This window comes from Rhizobium sp. TAL182 (assembly GCF_002117725.1).
Lineage (GTDB): Bacteria > Pseudomonadota > Alphaproteobacteria > Rhizobiales > Rhizobiaceae > Rhizobium > Rhizobium esperanzae.
In genome coordinates, this window is the sequence record NZ_CP021024.1 from 1306977 (window position 1) to 1322731 (window position 15755).

At 62.2% G+C, this 15755-nt stretch carries 19 protein-coding genes; 8 read left to right on the forward strand and 11 right to left on the reverse strand.

The annotated features are described in order from the left end of the window. Positions 1-3: 3 nt before the first annotated feature. Positions 4-687 carry a glutathione binding-like protein gene (locus Tal182_RS06665; RefSeq protein WP_085860869.1) on the reverse strand — a complete coding sequence of 228 codons (684 nt, stop codon included), beginning with the start codon at positions 685-687 and terminating at the stop codon, positions 4-6. 116 nt (positions 688-803) lie between these two features. Between Tal182_RS06665 and Tal182_RS06670 the strand changes: the two genes are divergently transcribed. Beyond that, positions 804-1415: a TetR/AcrR family transcriptional regulator gene (locus tag Tal182_RS06670; RefSeq protein ID WP_085858794.1), complete on the forward strand. Its 612-nt coding sequence runs from the start codon at positions 804-806 to the stop codon at positions 1413-1415. Here the strand turns inward: Tal182_RS06670 and Tal182_RS06675 are convergent. Further along, positions 1412-2653 (reverse strand): multidrug efflux MFS transporter, encoded by a 1242-nt coding sequence (locus Tal182_RS06675; protein ID WP_085858796.1) that lies wholly within the window; start codon positions 2651-2653, stop codon positions 1412-1414. The genes Tal182_RS06670 and Tal182_RS06675 overlap by 4 nt on opposite strands. Positions 2654-2766: 113 nt before the next feature. On the opposite strand from Tal182_RS06675, the gene Tal182_RS06680 reads away from it, so the two are divergent. Next, complete coding sequence (locus tag Tal182_RS06680; RefSeq protein ID WP_085858799.1) at positions 2767-3108, forward strand: nuclear transport factor 2 family protein; 342 nt, start codon at positions 2767-2769, stop codon at positions 3106-3108. Here Tal182_RS06680 and Tal182_RS06685 read toward each other — a convergent pair whose 3' ends face one another. From Tal182_RS06685 to Tal182_RS06695, 3 genes are all read right to left on the reverse strand, one after another. Next, positions 3109-3840, reverse strand: a complete 732-nt coding sequence (locus tag Tal182_RS06685; RefSeq protein ID WP_004672902.1) for a sulfite exporter TauE/SafE family protein — start codon at positions 3838-3840, stop codon at positions 3109-3111. A 59-nt stretch (positions 3841-3899) separates the two neighbouring features. Continuing rightward, positions 3900-4553: a class I SAM-dependent methyltransferase gene (locus Tal182_RS06690; RefSeq protein ID WP_085858801.1), complete on the reverse strand. Its 654-nt coding sequence runs from the start codon at positions 4551-4553 to the stop codon at positions 3900-3902. Positions 4554-4750: 197 nt separating this feature from the next. Beyond that, positions 4751-5077, reverse strand: a complete 327-nt coding sequence (locus Tal182_RS06695; RefSeq protein WP_085858803.1) for a hypothetical protein — start codon at positions 5075-5077, stop codon at positions 4751-4753. Between the two features lie 213 nt (positions 5078-5290). Here Tal182_RS06695 and Tal182_RS06700 point away from each other — a divergent pair, with 213 nt between their 5' ends. Together Tal182_RS06700 and Tal182_RS06705 are read left to right on the forward strand one after the other, a co-directional pair. Next, complete coding sequence (locus tag Tal182_RS06700) at positions 5291-5893, forward strand: superoxide dismutase (protein WP_004672907.1); 603 nt, start codon at positions 5291-5293, stop codon at positions 5891-5893. A gap of 135 nt (positions 5894-6028) precedes the next feature. Then, the gene (locus Tal182_RS06705; protein WP_085858805.1) at positions 6029-6874 is read left to right on the forward strand and encodes a metallophosphoesterase; all 846 of its coding nucleotides are present in this window, start codon (positions 6029-6031) and stop codon (positions 6872-6874) included. A 257-nt stretch (positions 6875-7131) separates the two neighbouring features. Here Tal182_RS06705 and Tal182_RS06710 read toward each other — a convergent pair whose 3' ends face one another. Beyond that, a complete protein-coding gene (locus Tal182_RS06710; protein ID WP_085858327.1) occupies positions 7132-8277 on the reverse strand; it encodes an IS4 family transposase in 1146 nt (381 codons plus the stop codon). 263 nt (positions 8278-8540) lie between these two features. Continuing rightward, positions 8541-9233 carry a YafY family protein gene (locus tag Tal182_RS06715; protein ID WP_085858807.1) on the reverse strand — a complete coding sequence of 231 codons (693 nt, stop codon included), beginning with the start codon at positions 9231-9233 and terminating at the stop codon, positions 8541-8543. Positions 9234-9362: 129 nt separating this feature from the next. On the opposite strand from Tal182_RS06715, the gene Tal182_RS06720 reads away from it, so the two are divergent. Continuing rightward, a complete protein-coding gene (locus Tal182_RS06720) occupies positions 9363-9998 on the forward strand; it encodes a LysE family translocator (protein WP_004680390.1) in 636 nt (211 codons plus the stop codon). Between the two features lie 114 nt (positions 9999-10112). Here the strand turns inward: Tal182_RS06720 and Tal182_RS06725 are convergent, their stop codons facing one another. The 3 genes from Tal182_RS06725 to Tal182_RS06735 all read right to left on the reverse strand — a co-directional run bounded on the left by Tal182_RS06725 (position 10113) and on the right by Tal182_RS06735 (position 12445). Then, on the reverse strand, positions 10113-11015 hold the full coding sequence (locus tag Tal182_RS06725; RefSeq protein ID WP_085858809.1) for an MBL fold metallo-hydrolase: 903 nt from the start codon (positions 11013-11015) through the stop codon (positions 10113-10115). A 124-nt stretch (positions 11016-11139) separates the two neighbouring features. Further along, on the reverse strand, positions 11140-11748 hold the full coding sequence (locus Tal182_RS06730; RefSeq protein ID WP_085858811.1) for an NAD(P)-dependent oxidoreductase: 609 nt from the start codon (positions 11746-11748) through the stop codon (positions 11140-11142). Between the two features lie 28 nt (positions 11749-11776). Then, complete coding sequence (locus Tal182_RS06735; RefSeq protein WP_085858813.1) at positions 11777-12445, reverse strand: protein-disulfide isomerase; 669 nt, start codon at positions 12443-12445, stop codon at positions 11777-11779. Positions 12446-12541: 96 nt separating this feature from the next. Between Tal182_RS06735 and Tal182_RS06740 the strand changes: the two genes are divergently transcribed. From Tal182_RS06740 to Tal182_RS06750, 3 genes are all read left to right on the forward strand, one after another. Further along, positions 12542-13423: a LysR family transcriptional regulator gene (locus tag Tal182_RS06740; RefSeq protein ID WP_085858815.1), complete on the forward strand. Its 882-nt coding sequence runs from the start codon at positions 12542-12544 to the stop codon at positions 13421-13423. 196 nt (positions 13424-13619) lie between these two features. After that, complete coding sequence (locus tag Tal182_RS06745; RefSeq protein ID WP_085858817.1) at positions 13620-14063, forward strand: cytochrome c; 444 nt, start codon at positions 13620-13622, stop codon at positions 14061-14063. 113 nt (positions 14064-14176) lie between these two features. Continuing rightward, positions 14177-15091, forward strand: coding sequence for a cytochrome c (locus tag Tal182_RS06750; RefSeq protein ID WP_064801243.1), 915 nt, complete (start codon positions 14177-14179; stop codon positions 15089-15091). Positions 15092-15115: 24 nt separating this feature from the next. Here the strand turns inward: Tal182_RS06750 and Tal182_RS06755 are convergent, their stop codons facing one another. Further along, positions 15116-15745 (reverse strand): glutathione S-transferase, encoded by a 630-nt coding sequence (locus Tal182_RS06755; RefSeq protein WP_064809903.1) that lies wholly within the window; start codon positions 15743-15745, stop codon positions 15116-15118. Positions 15746-15755 lie beyond the last annotated feature (10 nt).

The following is a 15755-nucleotide window of genomic DNA, read 5'->3' on the forward strand; positions in this document are numbered from 1 at the left end:
CGTTCAGGGCTGCACCGGCGAACCCGTCCAATTCGACGAGGCGAGATAGGCATTCGGCGCAAAATAAACGCCGTCGACGTCGAAGGCCTGGAGATCTTCGGCCCGCAGTGCTTCGCGCACCTTCGGGCGGGCCGCCACACGGGCCATGAAACCGTGCAGCGCCGGCCATTGCTTGAGATTGATCTCCGTCCAGGGCGACCAGTTCAGGCAGACGAAGAGATAGGCGTCCGCCACGGTGAAGGCCTCGCCGGTCAGATAGGGTCCGGCAAAACGGCCACTCAGCCAGGAAAGCCGCTTTGCGACCTGGGCGCGGATCTGCGCATGCACGCTGGCATAAGCCGGCTCGAACAGCAGCACCATCGGCTTGTGCAGTTCGGAGGATATGAAATTCAGATAGGATTGCACCTCGTTGCGTCTGAGGTTGCCGACCTCGGGCAGCATCGCCGCGCCTTGCGGCACGCTGTCGGCGAGGAACTGTGCGATCGCCGGTCCCTCGGTCAGCACCTTGCCGTCGTCGAGCACCAACGCCGGCACATAGCCGTTGCCGTTGATGGCGAGATAGTCCTTGCCGTCGCTTGCCCGGTGGGTCTCCCTGTTGACCTCGACAAGCTCGATGTCGAGCCCCAGCTCCCGGCAGACGATATGCGGTGAAAGCGAGCAGGCCGCGGCGTTCATATAGAGTTTCATGGCAATTTCCTCTCTCCTGCAGGCGGTCGACGCCGCCTGCGCGATATCATTGAACATCTGTACTGTTTCGCATAAAATAGCCTTCGTCAAGAATTTAATGCGAAACGGTACAGAATATGAAGGATGAGAAGAAGCGCGGCCGCCCGAGGGCTTTCGACGCCAAGGCAGCGCTCGGCAAGGCGCGCGACGTGTTCTGGGACCGGGGCTTTGCCGCCGCCTCGCTCGATAATCTGAGTGCTGCGACCAAACTCAACCGCCCGAGCCTCTACGGCGCCTTCGGCGACAAGGAGGATCTCTATCTCGATACTTTGGAGGCTTATCGCCGAGACGGCATGGATGCTCTGGCCGAAGCGCTCGACCCGTCGCTGCCGCTGCGCGACAATCTCGCCCGCGTCTATGAAAGCGCGCTGGCGATCTATCTGCACGGCGAAACCGCCGCCCGCGGTTGTCTGCTGATCGGCACGGCGACGGCCGAGGCGGTCGAGCGTGAGCGGGTGCGCGAGGTGCTTGGCCGCAGCCTCAGCGATTTCGATGGCGAGATCGAAAAGCGCATGCGCCTTGCCGTCGAACGCGGCGAGCTTCCCGAGAGCGCCGATCCGCAGATGCTGGCAAGGCTCGCCTCCGCCGTCATGCATTCGCTCGCCGTGCGCGCCCGCGCCGGCGACAGCCGCGAGACGCTGGAGGCAATCGCCCGCTCAGGCGTCGAGCTGATCTGCGGACGCTCCTAAGCTGAGCCTGGTGTCTTCTGATCGCGCGGCCGCACTATCCAGGCATAGGCCGCCCCGGCGAGAAGCAGCACCGCGGTGCCGAGGAAAACCGCCCGCATGCCGATATGGCCGCCGACAAAGCCGCCGAGGACGGGACCGGCCACCTGGCCGATATATTGCGAGGAGACGGACAGGCCGAGAACGCCGCCGGCCGCGCTGTCCGGCACGCTGTGACGGATGACGGCGGTAATACAGGGCAGGAGCCCGCCGAGCGCGGCCCCCATCAGGAAGCGCAGGACGATCAGCTGCCAGGAACTGGTGACGAATGCCTGCGGAATCAAAAGCAGCCCGGCGACGGCGAGCGCGCCCGATATGACCGGCCAGTGGCCGATCCTGTCGGCGAGCCTGCCGAGCCGGGAGGCGGAAAGAATGCTGCCGAGTGCGGCGGCCGACATGACGAGACCCGAGATCTTCGTCACTTCAGTGGCATCAGGCACGATCTGCGCGACATAGACGGTGATGATCGGTTCGATCGACATATTGGCGAACATCAACAGCATGCCGGTCGCCAGCATGGCAACGACAGGGCCTTTATCGGGAATGGATTTCCAGCCGCCGCTTGCCTTGGCCGCCTGTTTACGGGCCGGCGACTTCTCCTCCTTGATCAGCAGGGCGGTGGCGAGAAAGGCGAGGAAGATCATCGCTCCGGCAGCGAGAAACGTGCCGCGGATGCCGATAACAGGCGGCAGCAACCCGCCGATCAGCGGCCCGACGAGATTGCCGGCCATGATGCCGCAAGAAAGCACGCCGAGCGCCCAGGCCGAGCGCTCCTTCGGCGTCTGCGTCGCCACCAGCACCATCGAGCCGGAGGAGTAGCCCCCGGCGAGCCCGACGAAGAGGCGCAGCGCCACCAGCTGCCAGACATTGCCGGCCATGCCCATCAGTGAAATCGCCAGCGTCATGCCGAGGCTGGCGCGCACCAGCATCAGCTTGCGGCCGTAAATATCGCCGAGCCGCCCCCAGAGCGGGGCCACGAGGGCGGCGGCCAGGAAGGTGGCACCATAGGCGATGCCCGACCATTGCACGATCGCCGCATGGTCGGCCACGCCGAGCTCCTCGATATAGAGTGGCAGGAAAGGCAGCAGCAGCGTCATCGCCACGATGGTGGTGAAGGATCCGATCAGCGAGACGGTGAGGTTGCGCTTCCAGTGGATCGAGCCTGCCTTGACGCTCACCGCGTCCAATTGCGTATCGGTCATTCCCTGCCTCGACTTCGATCACGGGGCGCAATTGCGCCGAAACTGGATCATTTGAGGTAAATGTGCTAGAGGTACTGATTGCGTGATGCAATCGGTTAATCGGAGGATATGCCATGAACGATATGCGCACGAGGCAGCAGACCGTCCGTGATCTCTACGCCGCCTATCTGGATGACCGCAAGGATATTGTCGGCGCCATGCTGACCGAGGATTTCACCTTCTCCAGTCCGCGTGACGACCATATCGACCGGGCTGTGTATTTCGAGCGCTGCTGGCCGAAGGAGCCGTTGTTCCGCCGTATCGACATCGAGTTCCTGGCTATCGACGGGAATGAGGCCGCTGTTCGCTACCGCGCCGAAAAACTGGACGGCGCAAGCTTCGGCAACATGGAGAGCCTTCGCTTCCGCGGCGGCAAGATCGCCTCGGTCGAGGTTTATTTCGGGCGGGATCTGTAGTTAGAAAATTCGTAGCGCCGACGTCGTGATGATGACCATCGAGACCGCTACCATCAGCGGCCGCACCGGCAGCCGCTTGACGAGGATGGCGCCGAAAGGAGCGGCGATGACGCCGCCGATGATCAGGCCGATCGCCGAATTGAGTTCCGACCAGCCGAGCGTCAGGATGAAGGTCAGCGAAATCGTCAGCGTTACCGCAAATTCGGTGAAGTTGGTCGAGCCGATCACCCGCTTCAGATCATGGCCGCGCCCGATCAGCGTGCTGGTGACGACGGGTCCCCATCCGCCGCCGCCGATCGCATCGAGCATTCCGCCGCAAAGTCCGACAGGCGGCACCGCCCAGTCGCGCACTTCGCGCCTGGATGGCGGCCGGAACGCCTTGTAGAGGATCAGCAGGCCGATGGCGAGCAGATAGGCCGACACGAAGGGCGCGATCACCTTGCCGTCGATATTGGCCAGCAGATAGGCGCCGACCGCCCCGCCGATCATGCCGGCAGGCGCCAGCCGCGCCACCAGCCGCCAGTCGACATTGCGATGATAGGCATGCGAAATGCCGGATGCTGCCGTTGTGAACATTTCCGTCACATGCGTCATGGCGCTGGCATTGGCCGCAGGCACTCCGAAGGCCAGCAGGCTCGTGGTCGACAGTACGCCGAAGGCCATGCCAAGCGCGCCGTCGACGATCTGCGCGCAGAAGCCGACGGCGATGAAGAAGAAGATATCCGATGTCATATAGTCCCCTCAGACGAACGATAGCATCAGAATCCGCGATGCGTGAGAAACTTTTGACCTCAGGCCGAAAGTCCGCGCTGCTTCAGCCGGACGATCTTGAAAAACCCGTTCGGAAAGACCGGCAGAATATCGGTCGTGGAAAAATCGCCGCGACGGTCGGCCCAGGCGAGGATGCGGTGGATGCGGAAGGCGGAGGACCAGCCGATGTGACGCACCAGCGGCGCCACCGCCGCCTCGATCGCCCCCTGCAGGCCGGCGCCGTCGCCGAGCTTGCTGGCGAGAATGATCTCGCCGCCCGGCCGCAGCACCCGGGCGCATTCGTCGAGCGCCCGCTCCGGCTCGGGAATCAGCGTAATGACGAAGGGCAGGCAGACCGCGTCGAATGACTGGTCGGCGAAGTTCAGCGCATGGGCATCCATCACCTCGAGCGCCTGCACATGCTGGAGCTTCTCGCGCTGCACCTTCTCTCGCGCCCGCGCGATCATATGTTCGGAAATGTCGATGCCCGTCACCCGGCAGCGGCTGGGATAGTGGGTAAGCGTCAGACCGGTGCCGACGCCGATTTCAAGAATATCGGTGCCGGCCGCGGCGGCAAGCGCGGCCAGCTTGTGGTGGCCGTCGCGCAGAATGCCGCGATAGACGCGATCATAGACCGGTGCCCAGCGCTGATAGATTTTCTGCTGATCTTCCGCCCGGTTGCGAAGCTCCGACATGCCTGAACCTCCCTGCGCATGAACCCGAGAATCGGAATCGATTCTCGGCAAGGATCATGCGTTTATCGCAAACATAGAGCGCCTTAGCGCCCCTCACAGAGGCGCGGCGCTCTAAAAACCCCGGACTTCAACTCCTGAGAGCGGATTTGGGTTCCGCTCGGAATGTGACTGAAGTCACAAAACGCCACGGTGGGCGGCTATTTCGCCGGCGTGAACCCGAGCTTCTCAGCATCCATCGCGCTGCCGATCTCGACCGATTTCTCCTGCTTGTCATAGACGCAGATCTGGACGATGAGCCCCTTGGCCCCCTTCGGCTTCCCCGTCATTAGGGCCAGCCCGTAATGCAAGGTGCCGAAGGGATCGACGACGGCCTTCGGCTTCTCGATCGCGACCGCCGCTTTCCTGCACTTGGCTTCTACGTCGGCGGCCAGCTGTTTCCACGCTTCGTCCGAAGAGGCATGCGCCGCAGGGACAAGAAACGGAAGCGCGGCAATGGCGAGATGCGGGATTATATTCCTGTTCATATCGGATCTCCATTGGTGTCGGTCGCCGGTGAAGCGGTTTTCGGGGCGGTATGCCGGGCGATTTTCCACGCCCGAATCCCGCCCTGAAACTGAGGCAAATTTTCCTCCGTCCGGTCGTTTTTTGATATTTCGCCGGTTGCCTCTCCCCCGTTCCCCTCCTATGTTCCGCCTCACCTGCCGATGACGCAATCTATTGCCAAGAGGAGATCTGACATGGCTTTCGAATTGCCTGAACTTCCCTATGATTACGAAGCCCTTGCCCCCTTCATGTCGAAGGAAACGCTGGAGTTTCACCACGACAAGCACCACAAGGCCTATGTCGACAACGGCAACAAGCTCGCCGCCGAAGCCGGCCTTTCGGATCTGTCGCTCGAAGACGTCGTGAAGAAGTCCTTCGGCACCAATGCCGGCCTCTTCAACAACGCCGCGCAGCACTACAACCACATCCATTTCTGGAAGTGGATGAAAAAGGGCGGCGGCGGCAACAAGCTGCCGGGCAAGCTGGAAGCGGCTTTCGCCTCCGATCTCGGCGGCTACGACAAGTTCAAGGCCGATTTCGCCAATGCCGGCGCCACCCAGTTCGGCTCCGGCTGGGCCTGGGTTTCCGTCAAGAACGGCAAGCTCGAAATCTCCAAGACCCCGAACGGCGAGAACCCGCTCGTCCACGGCGCCACTCCGATCCTCGGCGTCGACGTCTGGGAACACTCCTATTACATCGACTATCGCAACGCCCGCCCGAAATACCTCGAAGCCTTCATCGACAGCCTGATCAACTGGGACTACGTCCTGGAGCGCTACGAAGAAGCCACGAAGTAAGCGGTGCGAGGCTGCCGCCATCGGCGGCGATCTCTCAGCTACCTTGATTTGCACCCGGCGTTCCCCGAACGCCGGGTGTTTGTTTTCACATCCCGGCGTCACATTCCTGTCACGGGCCGATCCTAACCACGCCTCATGTCCATGTCCGCTCATCCTGTCTTCCGCTTCGGTATCATTGCCGATCCGCAATATGCGGCCATTCCTCCGCATGCGGCCATGGACCGCTACTATGCCAACAGCCTCGCCAAGGTCGCCGAGGCGATCGAGGTCTTCAACGGCTGGGAGTTGAGCTTCGTCATGACGCTCGGCGATGTCATCGACCGCAGCTTCCAGAGCTTCGACGATATCCTGCCGGTCTATGAGAGGCTCCGGCACGAGGCGCTCTTCCTGCTCGGCAATCACGATTTTTCCGTCTCCGCGGGGCATCTGTCCGAAGTTGCCGCACGTCTCGGCATGCCGTCGCCCTATTACAGCTTTTCTCGCCACGGCTGGCGCTTCATCGTGCTCGACGGCAACGAGGTCAGCACCTTCGCGCCGCCCGAAGGCCATTCGCACCGCGCCCTTGCCGCGCAAATGCTGGCCGCGCTGGAGGCGAAGGGCGCCAGGAATGCGCATCGGTGGAATGCAGCGCTGAGCGACGCGCAGTTCGCCTGGCTTGGCGATCAAATCGCAGAGGCGGCCGCGACTGGCGAGAAGGTGATCGTCATGAATCACTATCCCGTGCATCCGCCGAGTGAGCACGGCATGTGGGACAGCGAGCGCATCGTCACGCTGCTCGCCTCGCACGACAATGTCGTCGCCTATCTCAACGGCCACGACCACGTCGGCAATTACGGCAAGGCCGGCGCCTGCCACTTCGTCAATTTCAAGGGCGTGGTCGACACCGAGAACGAAAACGCCTTCGCTATCGTCGAGGTCCATACAGACCGCATCGCTGTCCGCGGCTTCGGCCGGGAAGAGAGTCGAACGCTGGTTTATTAGGCTGGGAGAGACTGCCGATAAAGGTCGGCCAACTCCCCCTTATCTCATGCTCGGGCTTTACCGGCTCTATAACAGAAATTGACCGAGATATGCGGAGTGCCTCCGCGAAGAAGCGCCCAACCCGCCAACGGTGAGTTTGGCGGAACGCACCCCCATTCTCCGTCATCCTCGGCCTTGAGCCGAGGATCCATGCCCGCTGCTAATAGGGGTCGGCGTGGATCCTCGGGTCAAGCCCACTGCTGTCCGGTTTAAATTCGTTACCATTGGAGGCTCATCTGGTGGAGATGGTGTGGCGGAGTGGCGGTGGGTTGCAGCAGGCGGTCGATCCTGCGGCGGTGCATGAGATTGGCGCGCACCAGGCGGGCGAAAGCGAGCGGGCTTGTGACGGTGGTCTGGTCAGCCTTGGCCATCTGCAGCAGCAGGTAGGCGATCAGGGCAACGGCGATCTGGATGCGCACGGCATTCTCGCTGTTGCCGAGGAAATGGCGGATCTTCAGCGTCTGCTTGACCCAACGGAAGAACAGCTCGATCGCCCAACGGCGCTTGTAGAGCGCGGCGATCTCCTCTGCCGGGGCATCGAGATCGTTGGACAGGATGCGCAATATCTTGCCGGTTTCGATCTGCACGCAGATCTCCCGCACCGGCCCGCTCATCGGATTCCTGCGGCTTTTCGCCATGCGCTGCGGCAGGAGGCCGACCCGATCCGACATGATGGTTCCATCCGGGCTGACCGCTTTTTCCTCTGTGACGGCCAATCTGGTATGGGATTTGAGGCGCGTGACGATGCGGCAGCCGGCGGCATTGAGCTTCGCCCACCAGCCGAAATCGTAATAGCCGAGGTCGAAGACATAGGTGGCGCCCGCCTCGATCGGCATTACCTTGGCGGCGGTGATGTCGTTGACATTGGCCGGCGTCACCGCCGCATAGATCGGCCGTTCGGCATTGGCATCGTAGACGACGTGAACCTTGGCGCCGCAGGCCTGATCGGAAAAGCGTGCCCAGTCCGATCCCGCTCCGGAAAGGCGCAGACTGCTGCTGTCGATCAGATGGACCGCCTCGCCGACGGCCCGCTTGAGCCCACGCCCGGCGCGTGACACCATCTGCGCGAACAGCTCGGCGAAAACCGCACTCGAGCGCCGGCCATTGGCGTCGGCAAGGGTCGAGCGTGACACCGGTTGGGCGCCGAGATGGTAAAGACCGCTGCGGTGGCTTTGCAGGCCGCCGACGATTTCGCGCAGGCTGACAGCCCCGGAAAGCTGGCCGTAGAGCAGCGCGACCAATTGGCTCTTCGTCGACAGCCGCCGCACGTGCTTGTCGGCCTGATGCTCCTCCACAAGTCTTTCGAAGGCCGCCCACGGAATCCGCTTCAACAGATCATGAAAGACGCTATTCTGATGCCGCACGGTGTTGTTCCTCTTTCGTGTCCGGGATTGTCGCCAAACATCCGAATACGAGTAGAATCAACACCGTGCGCCATGTCCACCAAATTTAAACCGGACAGCCGTGGGTCAAGCCCGAGGATGACGGAGGAGGGGGCAGATGTCGGCGGTCCTTTGGCGGCGTCGAGGATTGCGCCAGGCAAGAATGCGCCTTCCCGGGCCGCATAGCGCTGACTTCTTGCTCGTGCCTCAAGGGTTGCCAGACCTGTTCGCACAAACGCCCAATATTACCCCACCGCCGCCTTCTCCGCCCACCCACTCGTCCACAGCTCCCGCAGCCGGTCGCCGTCGCCCTTGAAGAAAGCCTCGGCGGCCGTGCAGCGCTCCACCCGGTCGCTGCGGAAATTGCGGATCGCCTGGCGCAACTCGCACCAGGCGACGATATTGGCGGTCTGCGAATAGTAGATCAGCGCGATTGGCTGGATCGTCCGCTCGCTCGCGCGGCCGAGTTCGTCGCGATAGCCGAGCGTCAGCTTGCGTTCGTCGCGGATCGCCCGGCGCACGATTGCAAGGTCGAAACCGGCCGGCTGCGCGGTCGAGCCCCAGGCATAAAGCGCCTTGGTGTCCATTGCCTGTCGCAGCGGCGGCGGCACGGCGCCTGATATCTTCCGGTTGACGCGGCGCGCTGCCTGCTTCAGTTCCTCGTCGGCCGTGCGTTCGAGCAGCGCCAGCGACAGCACGATCGCCTCCATCTCCTCGATCGAAAACATCAGCGGCGGCAGGTCGAATCCCGGCCGCATGATATAGCCGATGCCGCGACCGCCCTCGATCGGCACGCGCATCGCCTGGAGCGCGGCGATATCGCGATAGATCGAGCGGACCGTCACTTCGAGCGTCTCGGCCATAACAGCCGCCGTCATCGGTTTTCTGGCGAGCCGCAGGATCTGAATGATCTCGAAAAGCCGTGAGGCCTTGCGCATTTTGCCTCTCCCATCCCTCACGCTCCTGACAATACACTGTCAGTTGGGTTTGCGTATAGAGCCGCTTATCGATTTGAAATCTATCAGGGTCTTTGGAAACGACCCCGAGACGAAAAGGCGGTAACTGACATGAATTACCACGAAAACCTCTGGCTTTTCTTTACCCTTCTCTTCGGCATCATCATCGTGCCGGGCATGGACATGCTTTTCGTGCTCGCCAATGCGCTGACCGGCGGTATCCGCCGGGGACTGGCGGCAACCGGCGGCATCATGGCCGGCGGGGCCGTGCATTCGGCCTATGGCGCGGCCGGCGTCGGTGTGCTCGTCACCATGCTGCCGCAGCTCTTCAATGTGCTGCTCTTTGCCGGCGTCGCCTATATGATCTGGATCGGCATTTCGCTGATGCGCAGTTCGATCACCGTCGAGGCGGTCGGGCCGGCAACAGCGCACTCCGGCTGGCGCGCCTTCCGCCAGGGCGCCGTCACCTGTCTGATCAATCCCAAGGCCTATATCTTCATGTTTGCCGTCTATCCGCAGTTTCTGAGGCCGGAATTTGGCCCGGTCTGGAAGCAGGGCCTGATCATGGGCGCCATGACTGTTGCCACCCAGTTCGCCATTTACGGCACGCTGGCGATGACCGCCGGCCGCAGCCGCGATCTTCTCGTCGCCAATCCCGATGCCACGGCCTTTGTCGGCCGCTGCGCCGGGCTGCTCCTGGTCGCAGTCTCCGCGCTCAGCCTCTGGCAGGGGTGGAAAAGCGCCTGAGCCGGCTGTCCTGATCGTCGTCACTGATATTGGAAAGCAAACTTCGCTCACGGACGCCTCCACGGCGGCCACGGCGGGACTCGCGGCTCGGATCAGCCGCGAGTCCCGTTGTTGTCACTGCCAGGTCATCTCGCCCTTGGCGACTTTCGCCCCAAGTTCCAGCGAAATTGGCATGGCGGCGTCGGGATAGAGCTTTTTCATAGCTGCGATCAATGCCTTGGAGTCTGCGGCCTTGGCCACCTCGGCGTCAAATGCGATCAGGTAATCGCGCGTGTAGCTGACGCCGGAAGCATCCATCGGCCAGCTGGGAGTGCCGTGACCCGGTACGACGATCTTGGGCTTGCGGGCGAGGATGGCGTCAAGCGCCGCCACCCAGGCTTTTCGTTCTTCGACGGTCGGGAGATCGGCGACCCAGGGATACATCCCGCCGAAGACAGGCACACCGCCGAACACGGCGCTGAGCGACGGAACCCAGATATAGCGGCCGCGATCCTTTAGACCCGGCGCGGTGACGATTTCGAGCTTCTCGCCGTCGACCGTCAGCGTGTCAATGTCGCTTGCTTCCGGGAAAATGAGCTCGGAGACCGCCTTCGGACCGTTGTCGCCCAGAACAGGCGACCAAGCCTTGATCTTGCCTTCGGCCTTCTCCCGCATCAGGTCGACGGTGTCGCGCGCTGCGAGGATGCGGGCATCAGGGAAGGCCTGATGGACGGGTGCGAGACCGAAATAGTAGTCGGGATCGTTGGTGGTGATATAGATCGTGGTGAGGTTTTTGCCGCTGGCCTTGATGGCATCGGCGACGAGCTTGCCGTCCGAATAGCTGAAGCTCGAGTCGATGAGGACGGCCTGCGTCTTGCCGGTCACAAGGACCGGCGCGCGCAGGAAGCCCGCCTCAGTCGTCCTGAACGCCGTCCATGACAGTGGAGACTTCTCCTGCGCCACGCCGGATGTGGCGAGCGGGATCATGATGGCCGCGGCTGCTGCGATCGTCTTGAGAGTGGTGCGTCTGGTGATCATCGTAGGTTTCCGAGGTTTTGGGATGAGTCTAATTCCGCCTTCGAGGCAGAGAGGACCTGCCGCAGCCGGCACCCGAACGGTGTCGACCACGCTGCGGCAAGGAATTCGGTCTGGGGAGATCGGATTAGTAGCCGACGGTGAACCGCTGCCTGACGTGGGCCGGAGCTTCGATTTCGTCAGCCAGCGCAATGGCGAAGTCTTCGAAGGAAATGCTGCTGCCCTGTTCGTTCGTCAGCAGTTCGTCCTTGCCGAGGCGGAAGGCGCCGGTCCGTTCGCCGGGGCCGAACGCGGCCGAAGGGGACAGGAAGGTCCAGTCCAGGTCTTTTTCACCCTTGAGCTTGTTGAGGTAATCGACGCCGCCCCGCGCTTCGGATTTGTAGATCTCCGGAAATTTGGGCGTGTTCACGAGGAGAACACCCGGAGCGACTTCGAGGCTGCCCGCCCCGCCCACCACATAGTAGCGGCGAACGCCGGAGGCCTTGACTGCGCCAAGCAGCTTGTCCGGATCGCTGGCGGAGAAATGCACCGAGCTGATGACGGCGTCATGCCCCTCCAAGAGTTTTGCCAGAGCGTCAGGCGCCTCGATGTCGCCGGCGGCGGCGGTGACATCAGGCAGAGAGGCGACCTTGGCGGGGTCTCGGGCAATCGCGGTGACGCTATGGCCGCGAGCCGACAATTCGGACAGGATGCGGGAGCCGGCCTGACCGGAGGCTCCGATGAGAGCGATTTTCATGATGGTGCTCCTGGTTGGGATTGATGTTTCAGGCGACGGCGCAGAGCTCGTCGAGTGCCGCGACGAGATGAGCCGGACCTTGATAGAGCACCTCGCCGCTCAGCACGTGCGCATGGCCGTTGATGCGGGCGACGAGCTGCGGAACGCCGCGAATGCCGAGGATATTCATCCGACGCTGGGTCTCTTCCATCCGCTCCAGCGTGCGCTCGCTGAGAGCCGGGTCGTTCCGGAGCTTCTCGGCAAAGATCTCAGCGCTTAGTTCGACGCCATGCCCGGCAGCCACCTGAACGGCGACCGTCGCCACTTCCTGAACGTTGGAAGTGTCGCGTCCGTCGACATAACGCGCGATCTGGACGGCATGCAGGAAACGAGGCTCGAGGTGCGTGGCGTGCTCGCCAAGTGCGGTGAGCGCAAGCGTCGCGGGTCCCGAGTCGAAAACGCCGTTCGGCGCCAGCAGGACGTTCTGGTGGTACTCCTTGGAGAAGCGCTGTCCGGTGAGAACCTCAATCCTCTGGTCGTTGCGCCAGGCATGATCTGATATCGACGAGATCGGCCTTGCTCCGACGAAAAGGCCGGAGGGGAGCATCCTGAGGCGATCTGGAAATCTGTCGGCAAGACCAGCCAGGGCCGGGGCGCTTGCGTAGCACCAGCCGCAGAAAGGGTCGAAGAAATATTGAAGTTCGATATCGGTGGTCACTGCGATCTCCCTGTGTTTGAGAGAGATATAATGTTGCGCGGATCAAAGATAAACGTCACTATGGTCGACAGAATGTTGCATAAATCGAGCGAATAGATGGATCGGATCATTGCCGCGAAAGTGCTCTTGAAGACTGTCGAGCGCGGCAGCGCTTCGGCTGCAGCCGAAGAATTGGGCATGTCCCGAGCGATGGCCTCGCGCTACATCGCGGCCATGGAAGACTGGTCGGGAACACGGCTGCTCCACCGCACGACGCGACAGCTCAGCCTGACATCGGCGGGCGAACGCGTTCTCGACATGTGTCGGGACATCGTCCGTGTTGCCGACGCAGTGACGGAGGTCGCAACTCATGCGGAGACGCCGCACGGTCTTCTCAGGGTGACGGCGCCCGCCATCCTCGCCGAGGCGCAGCTCATTCCCCTTCTTTCCGATTTTGCCGACCTCTATCCGCGCATCAAGGTCGACTTACAAATTTCCGATCGAGCGATCGATCTCGTGCAGGACCGCATCGATCTGGCGATAAGGATCGCCAACCGCCTGGATCCATCCTTGATCGCAAAGCGGCTCGGACAGTGCTCGTCGCTGCTCTATGCCTCGCCGCAGTATCTCGAGAAATACGGAATTCCGACAGGACCGGAGGATCTCGACCGCCACAGGTGCCTCACTTACACCCATCTTGGAGGGAGCGAATGGTCGCTGAGGAGTTCCGAATCTCAGATCGTTATTGCGGTAGAAGGAACCTTCCAGACAAATGACGCTGTCGCCCTGCGCCGGGCCGCTCTGTCCGGTCTCGGCATCGCCATGCTGCCGCGTTTTGCCGCCGATCAGGAGGTTCAGGCCGGCAAGTTGATTGTCGTCCTGCCGGCATGGCAGCCGGCCACGCTTGGCATCCATGCCCTGTATGTTTCCCGTAAGCACCTGCCGATGGCTGCCCGAGTCCTCATCGACTTCCTGGCAACGAAGCTTGCCGATGGGTAGGGTTGCCGGGCGCGAGACTATTCGTGCCGGTGTCGGTCTGTCCGGCTCGCCCCGCCACGGGTCTGTTCGCTGGTTATCACATTGTTTTTATGATGATCCGGCAAAACGTGACTGTCTTGCGCCATGGATTTTGTCATGCTCCCGGTGCAGATTGGCCAGCGGCCGCCTTGGCCTTCAGAAAATTGGAGAGGAACAAATGAATTGGAAAGCAGTAGCTGCCGCCGCAGCGATGGCAGGAATAGCCTTCGGTTCGGTGACCGCCGCCGATGGCACCCATGATTCGCGCATTGCGCTCATGAAGAAGATCGGCGGTTCGGCGGGCGCACTGGCCGCCATTGCCAAGGGCGAGAAACCCTATGATGCCGAGACGGTAAAGACGGCGCTGACGACGATCGCCGCAACGGCCAAGGTTTTCCCCGATCAGTTCAAGCCGGGCAGCGATATGAACGATCCCGAGGTCAGCCCGAAGGTCTGGGAAAACATGGACGACTTCAAGGCGCGCGCCGCGAAGCTCTCCGCCGATGCCGAGACCGCGCTGGCGCAGCTTCCGGCCGATCCCGCCGCCGTCGGTGCTACGCTGAACACCCTCGGCGCCAATTGCGGCGGCTGTCACAAGGCCTATCGTATCAAAAAGGACTGATAGGGCGTCCACAGCAATTCCAGCAAGGGCGATCCGTGCCCGACTTGCCGGCGGCGCGGATCGCCTTATGTGGGATCGACCGGCGCGGGTGTCGGCAAGAGGGGAGGCGGCGCATGGTCCGCAGGTTCATCCGGTTACTGCTTTGTCTGATCGGCGTCGCGGTCCTCGGCGGCGGCGCTTTCTATCTCGTCACCGCGCCAGATCCGCTGCCGGAGAGCCATTGGGCCGGGCTCGGCGCGCCGGATCCGGCAAATGGTCAGATGGTGTTCTGGGCGGGCGGCTGCGTCAGCTGCCATTCGGCCCCCGGTTCCGAAGGCGATGCCCGGCTGACGCTTTCGGGCGGTCTGGCGCTGAAGAGCCCTTTCGGCACCTTCCACGTGCCGAACATCTCGCCCGATGAAAAGGCCGGCATCGGCGGCTGGACGCTCGCCCAGTTCGGCAACGCCATGAAGCGCGGCGTCGGCCCCGGCGGCGAACATCTCTACCCGTCCTTTCCCTATGGATCCTATAGCAGGATGAGCGACAAGGACGTCAACGATCTCTTCGCCTTCCTGAAGACCCTGCCGAAGAGCGCCAACGTCGCGCCCCCGCACGAACTGCCCTTTCCCTACAACATCCGGCCTGCACTCGGCGGCTGGAAATTCCTCTATTTCAATGATCAGCCGCGGGTCGCGCTCGCCAAGAACGATGACAAGATCAAGCGCGGGCAATATCTCGTCGAAGGCCCGGGCCATTGCGGCGAGTGCCACACGCCGCGCAATGCGCTCGGCGGCTTCCAGGCAGATCAGTGGCTTGCCGGCGCGCCCAATCCGGAAGGCAAGGGCCGCATCCCCGATATCACCCCGGCTTCGAAGAGCACAAGCAGCTGGAGCGCGGCGGATATCGCCAACTACCTCGAAACCGGCTTCACGCCCGATTTCGATTCCGTCGGCGGTTCGATGGTCGACGTGCAGCAGAACATCGCCCGCCTGCCGGCTGCCGACCGCGAGGCGATCGCCGCCTATCTCAAGGCCGTGCCGGGGCGTTAGCACCTTTGCAAAACCGACGCCTCTTTACAGGGAGGTGGGGCCTGGCATCAGATCATAGGGATGGCGCCAGCCGGGCATGTTGCTGATCCGGTCTTTCCAGGCTGCGATGGCCGGATAAGCGCTGTGATCGATCCCGGTTTCCTCCGGCATGAAGACGTAGCCTGCCAAGGAGAGGTCTGCGATTGTCAGCCGGTTGCCGACCATAAAGGCCCGGTGGGCAAGGTGGCCGTCGACAATTGCATAGGCAGCCTTGGCCCGCAGCCTCAAAAACTCGACGACCGGTGTCTCGCCGCTCTTCTGAAGGCCGTAGATGAACCGCAACGTCGCGTAATAGCTCGTGAATTTATGGTTGTCGAAAAGGATCCAGCGCATGATCTCGCGCCGTTCTTCGGCTGTCTGCGCCCCAAACTGCCCCGTTACCTCTGACAAGTAGTCGAGAATGACCCCCGATTGGCTGATCTTCGTTTGCCCATGTTCGAGCACGGGTGCCTCGCCCTGTTCGTTGATGGTTTCTCGCCATTGTTCGGTTCGCGTTTCACCGCCGAGATAATCGACGAAAATGCTCTCCCACTCGATGCCGGCAAGGGCAAAGAAGAGGGCGACCTTGTAGGCGTTCCCCGAGAGAGCAAAGCAATGGAGTTTGAAGTCAGGCATGAAATCTCCT

What these genes read in the sequence shown, in the direction of transcription:
- Tal182_RS06725 (WP_085858809.1), bottom strand. Translation starts at nt 11,015, where the DNA reads ATGATCACCAGACGCACCACTCTCAAGACGATCGCAGCAGCCGCGGCC.
- Tal182_RS06685 (WP_004672902.1), bottom strand. Translation starts at nt 3,840, where the DNA reads ATGACATCGGATATCTTCTTCTTCATCGCCGTCGGCTTCTGCGCGCAG.
- Tal182_RS06740 (WP_085858815.1), top strand. Translation starts at nt 12,542, where the DNA reads ATGGATCGGATCATTGCCGCGAAAGTGCTCTTGAAGACTGTCGAGCGC.
- Tal182_RS06745 (WP_085858817.1), top strand. Translation starts at nt 13,620, where the DNA reads ATGAATTGGAAAGCAGTAGCTGCCGCCGCAGCGATGGCAGGAATAGCC.
- Tal182_RS06755 (WP_064809903.1), bottom strand. Translation starts at nt 15,745, where the DNA reads ATGCCTGACTTCAAACTCCATTGCTTTGCTCTCTCGGGGAACGCCTAC.
- Tal182_RS06715 (WP_085858807.1), bottom strand. Translation starts at nt 9,233, where the DNA reads ATGCGCAAGGCCTCACGGCTTTTCGAGATCATTCAGATCCTGCGGCTC.
- Tal182_RS06670 (WP_085858794.1), top strand. Translation starts at nt 804, where the DNA reads ATGAAGGATGAGAAGAAGCGCGGCCGCCCGAGGGCTTTCGACGCCAAG.
- Tal182_RS06675 (WP_085858796.1), bottom strand. Translation starts at nt 2,653, where the DNA reads ATGACCGATACGCAATTGGACGCGGTGAGCGTCAAGGCAGGCTCGATC.
- Tal182_RS06695 (WP_085858803.1), bottom strand. Translation starts at nt 5,077, where the DNA reads ATGAACAGGAATATAATCCCGCATCTCGCCATTGCCGCGCTTCCGTTT.
- Tal182_RS06705 (WP_085858805.1), top strand. Translation starts at nt 6,029, where the DNA reads ATGTCCATGTCCGCTCATCCTGTCTTCCGCTTCGGTATCATTGCCGAT.
- Tal182_RS06690 (WP_085858801.1), bottom strand. Translation starts at nt 4,553, where the DNA reads ATGTCGGAGCTTCGCAACCGGGCGGAAGATCAGCAGAAAATCTATCAG.
- Tal182_RS06720 (WP_004680390.1), top strand. Translation starts at nt 9,363, where the DNA reads ATGAATTACCACGAAAACCTCTGGCTTTTCTTTACCCTTCTCTTCGGC.
- Tal182_RS06730 (WP_085858811.1), bottom strand. Translation starts at nt 11,748, where the DNA reads ATGAAAATCGCTCTCATCGGAGCCTCCGGTCAGGCCGGCTCCCGCATC.
- Tal182_RS06680 (WP_085858799.1), top strand. Translation starts at nt 2,767, where the DNA reads ATGAACGATATGCGCACGAGGCAGCAGACCGTCCGTGATCTCTACGCC.
- Tal182_RS06700 (WP_004672907.1), top strand. Translation starts at nt 5,291, where the DNA reads ATGGCTTTCGAATTGCCTGAACTTCCCTATGATTACGAAGCCCTTGCC.
- Tal182_RS06750 (WP_064801243.1), top strand. Translation starts at nt 14,177, where the DNA reads ATGGTCCGCAGGTTCATCCGGTTACTGCTTTGTCTGATCGGCGTCGCG.
- Tal182_RS06665 (WP_085860869.1), bottom strand. Translation starts at nt 687, where the DNA reads ATGAAACTCTATATGAACGCCGCGGCCTGCTCGCTTTCACCGCATATC.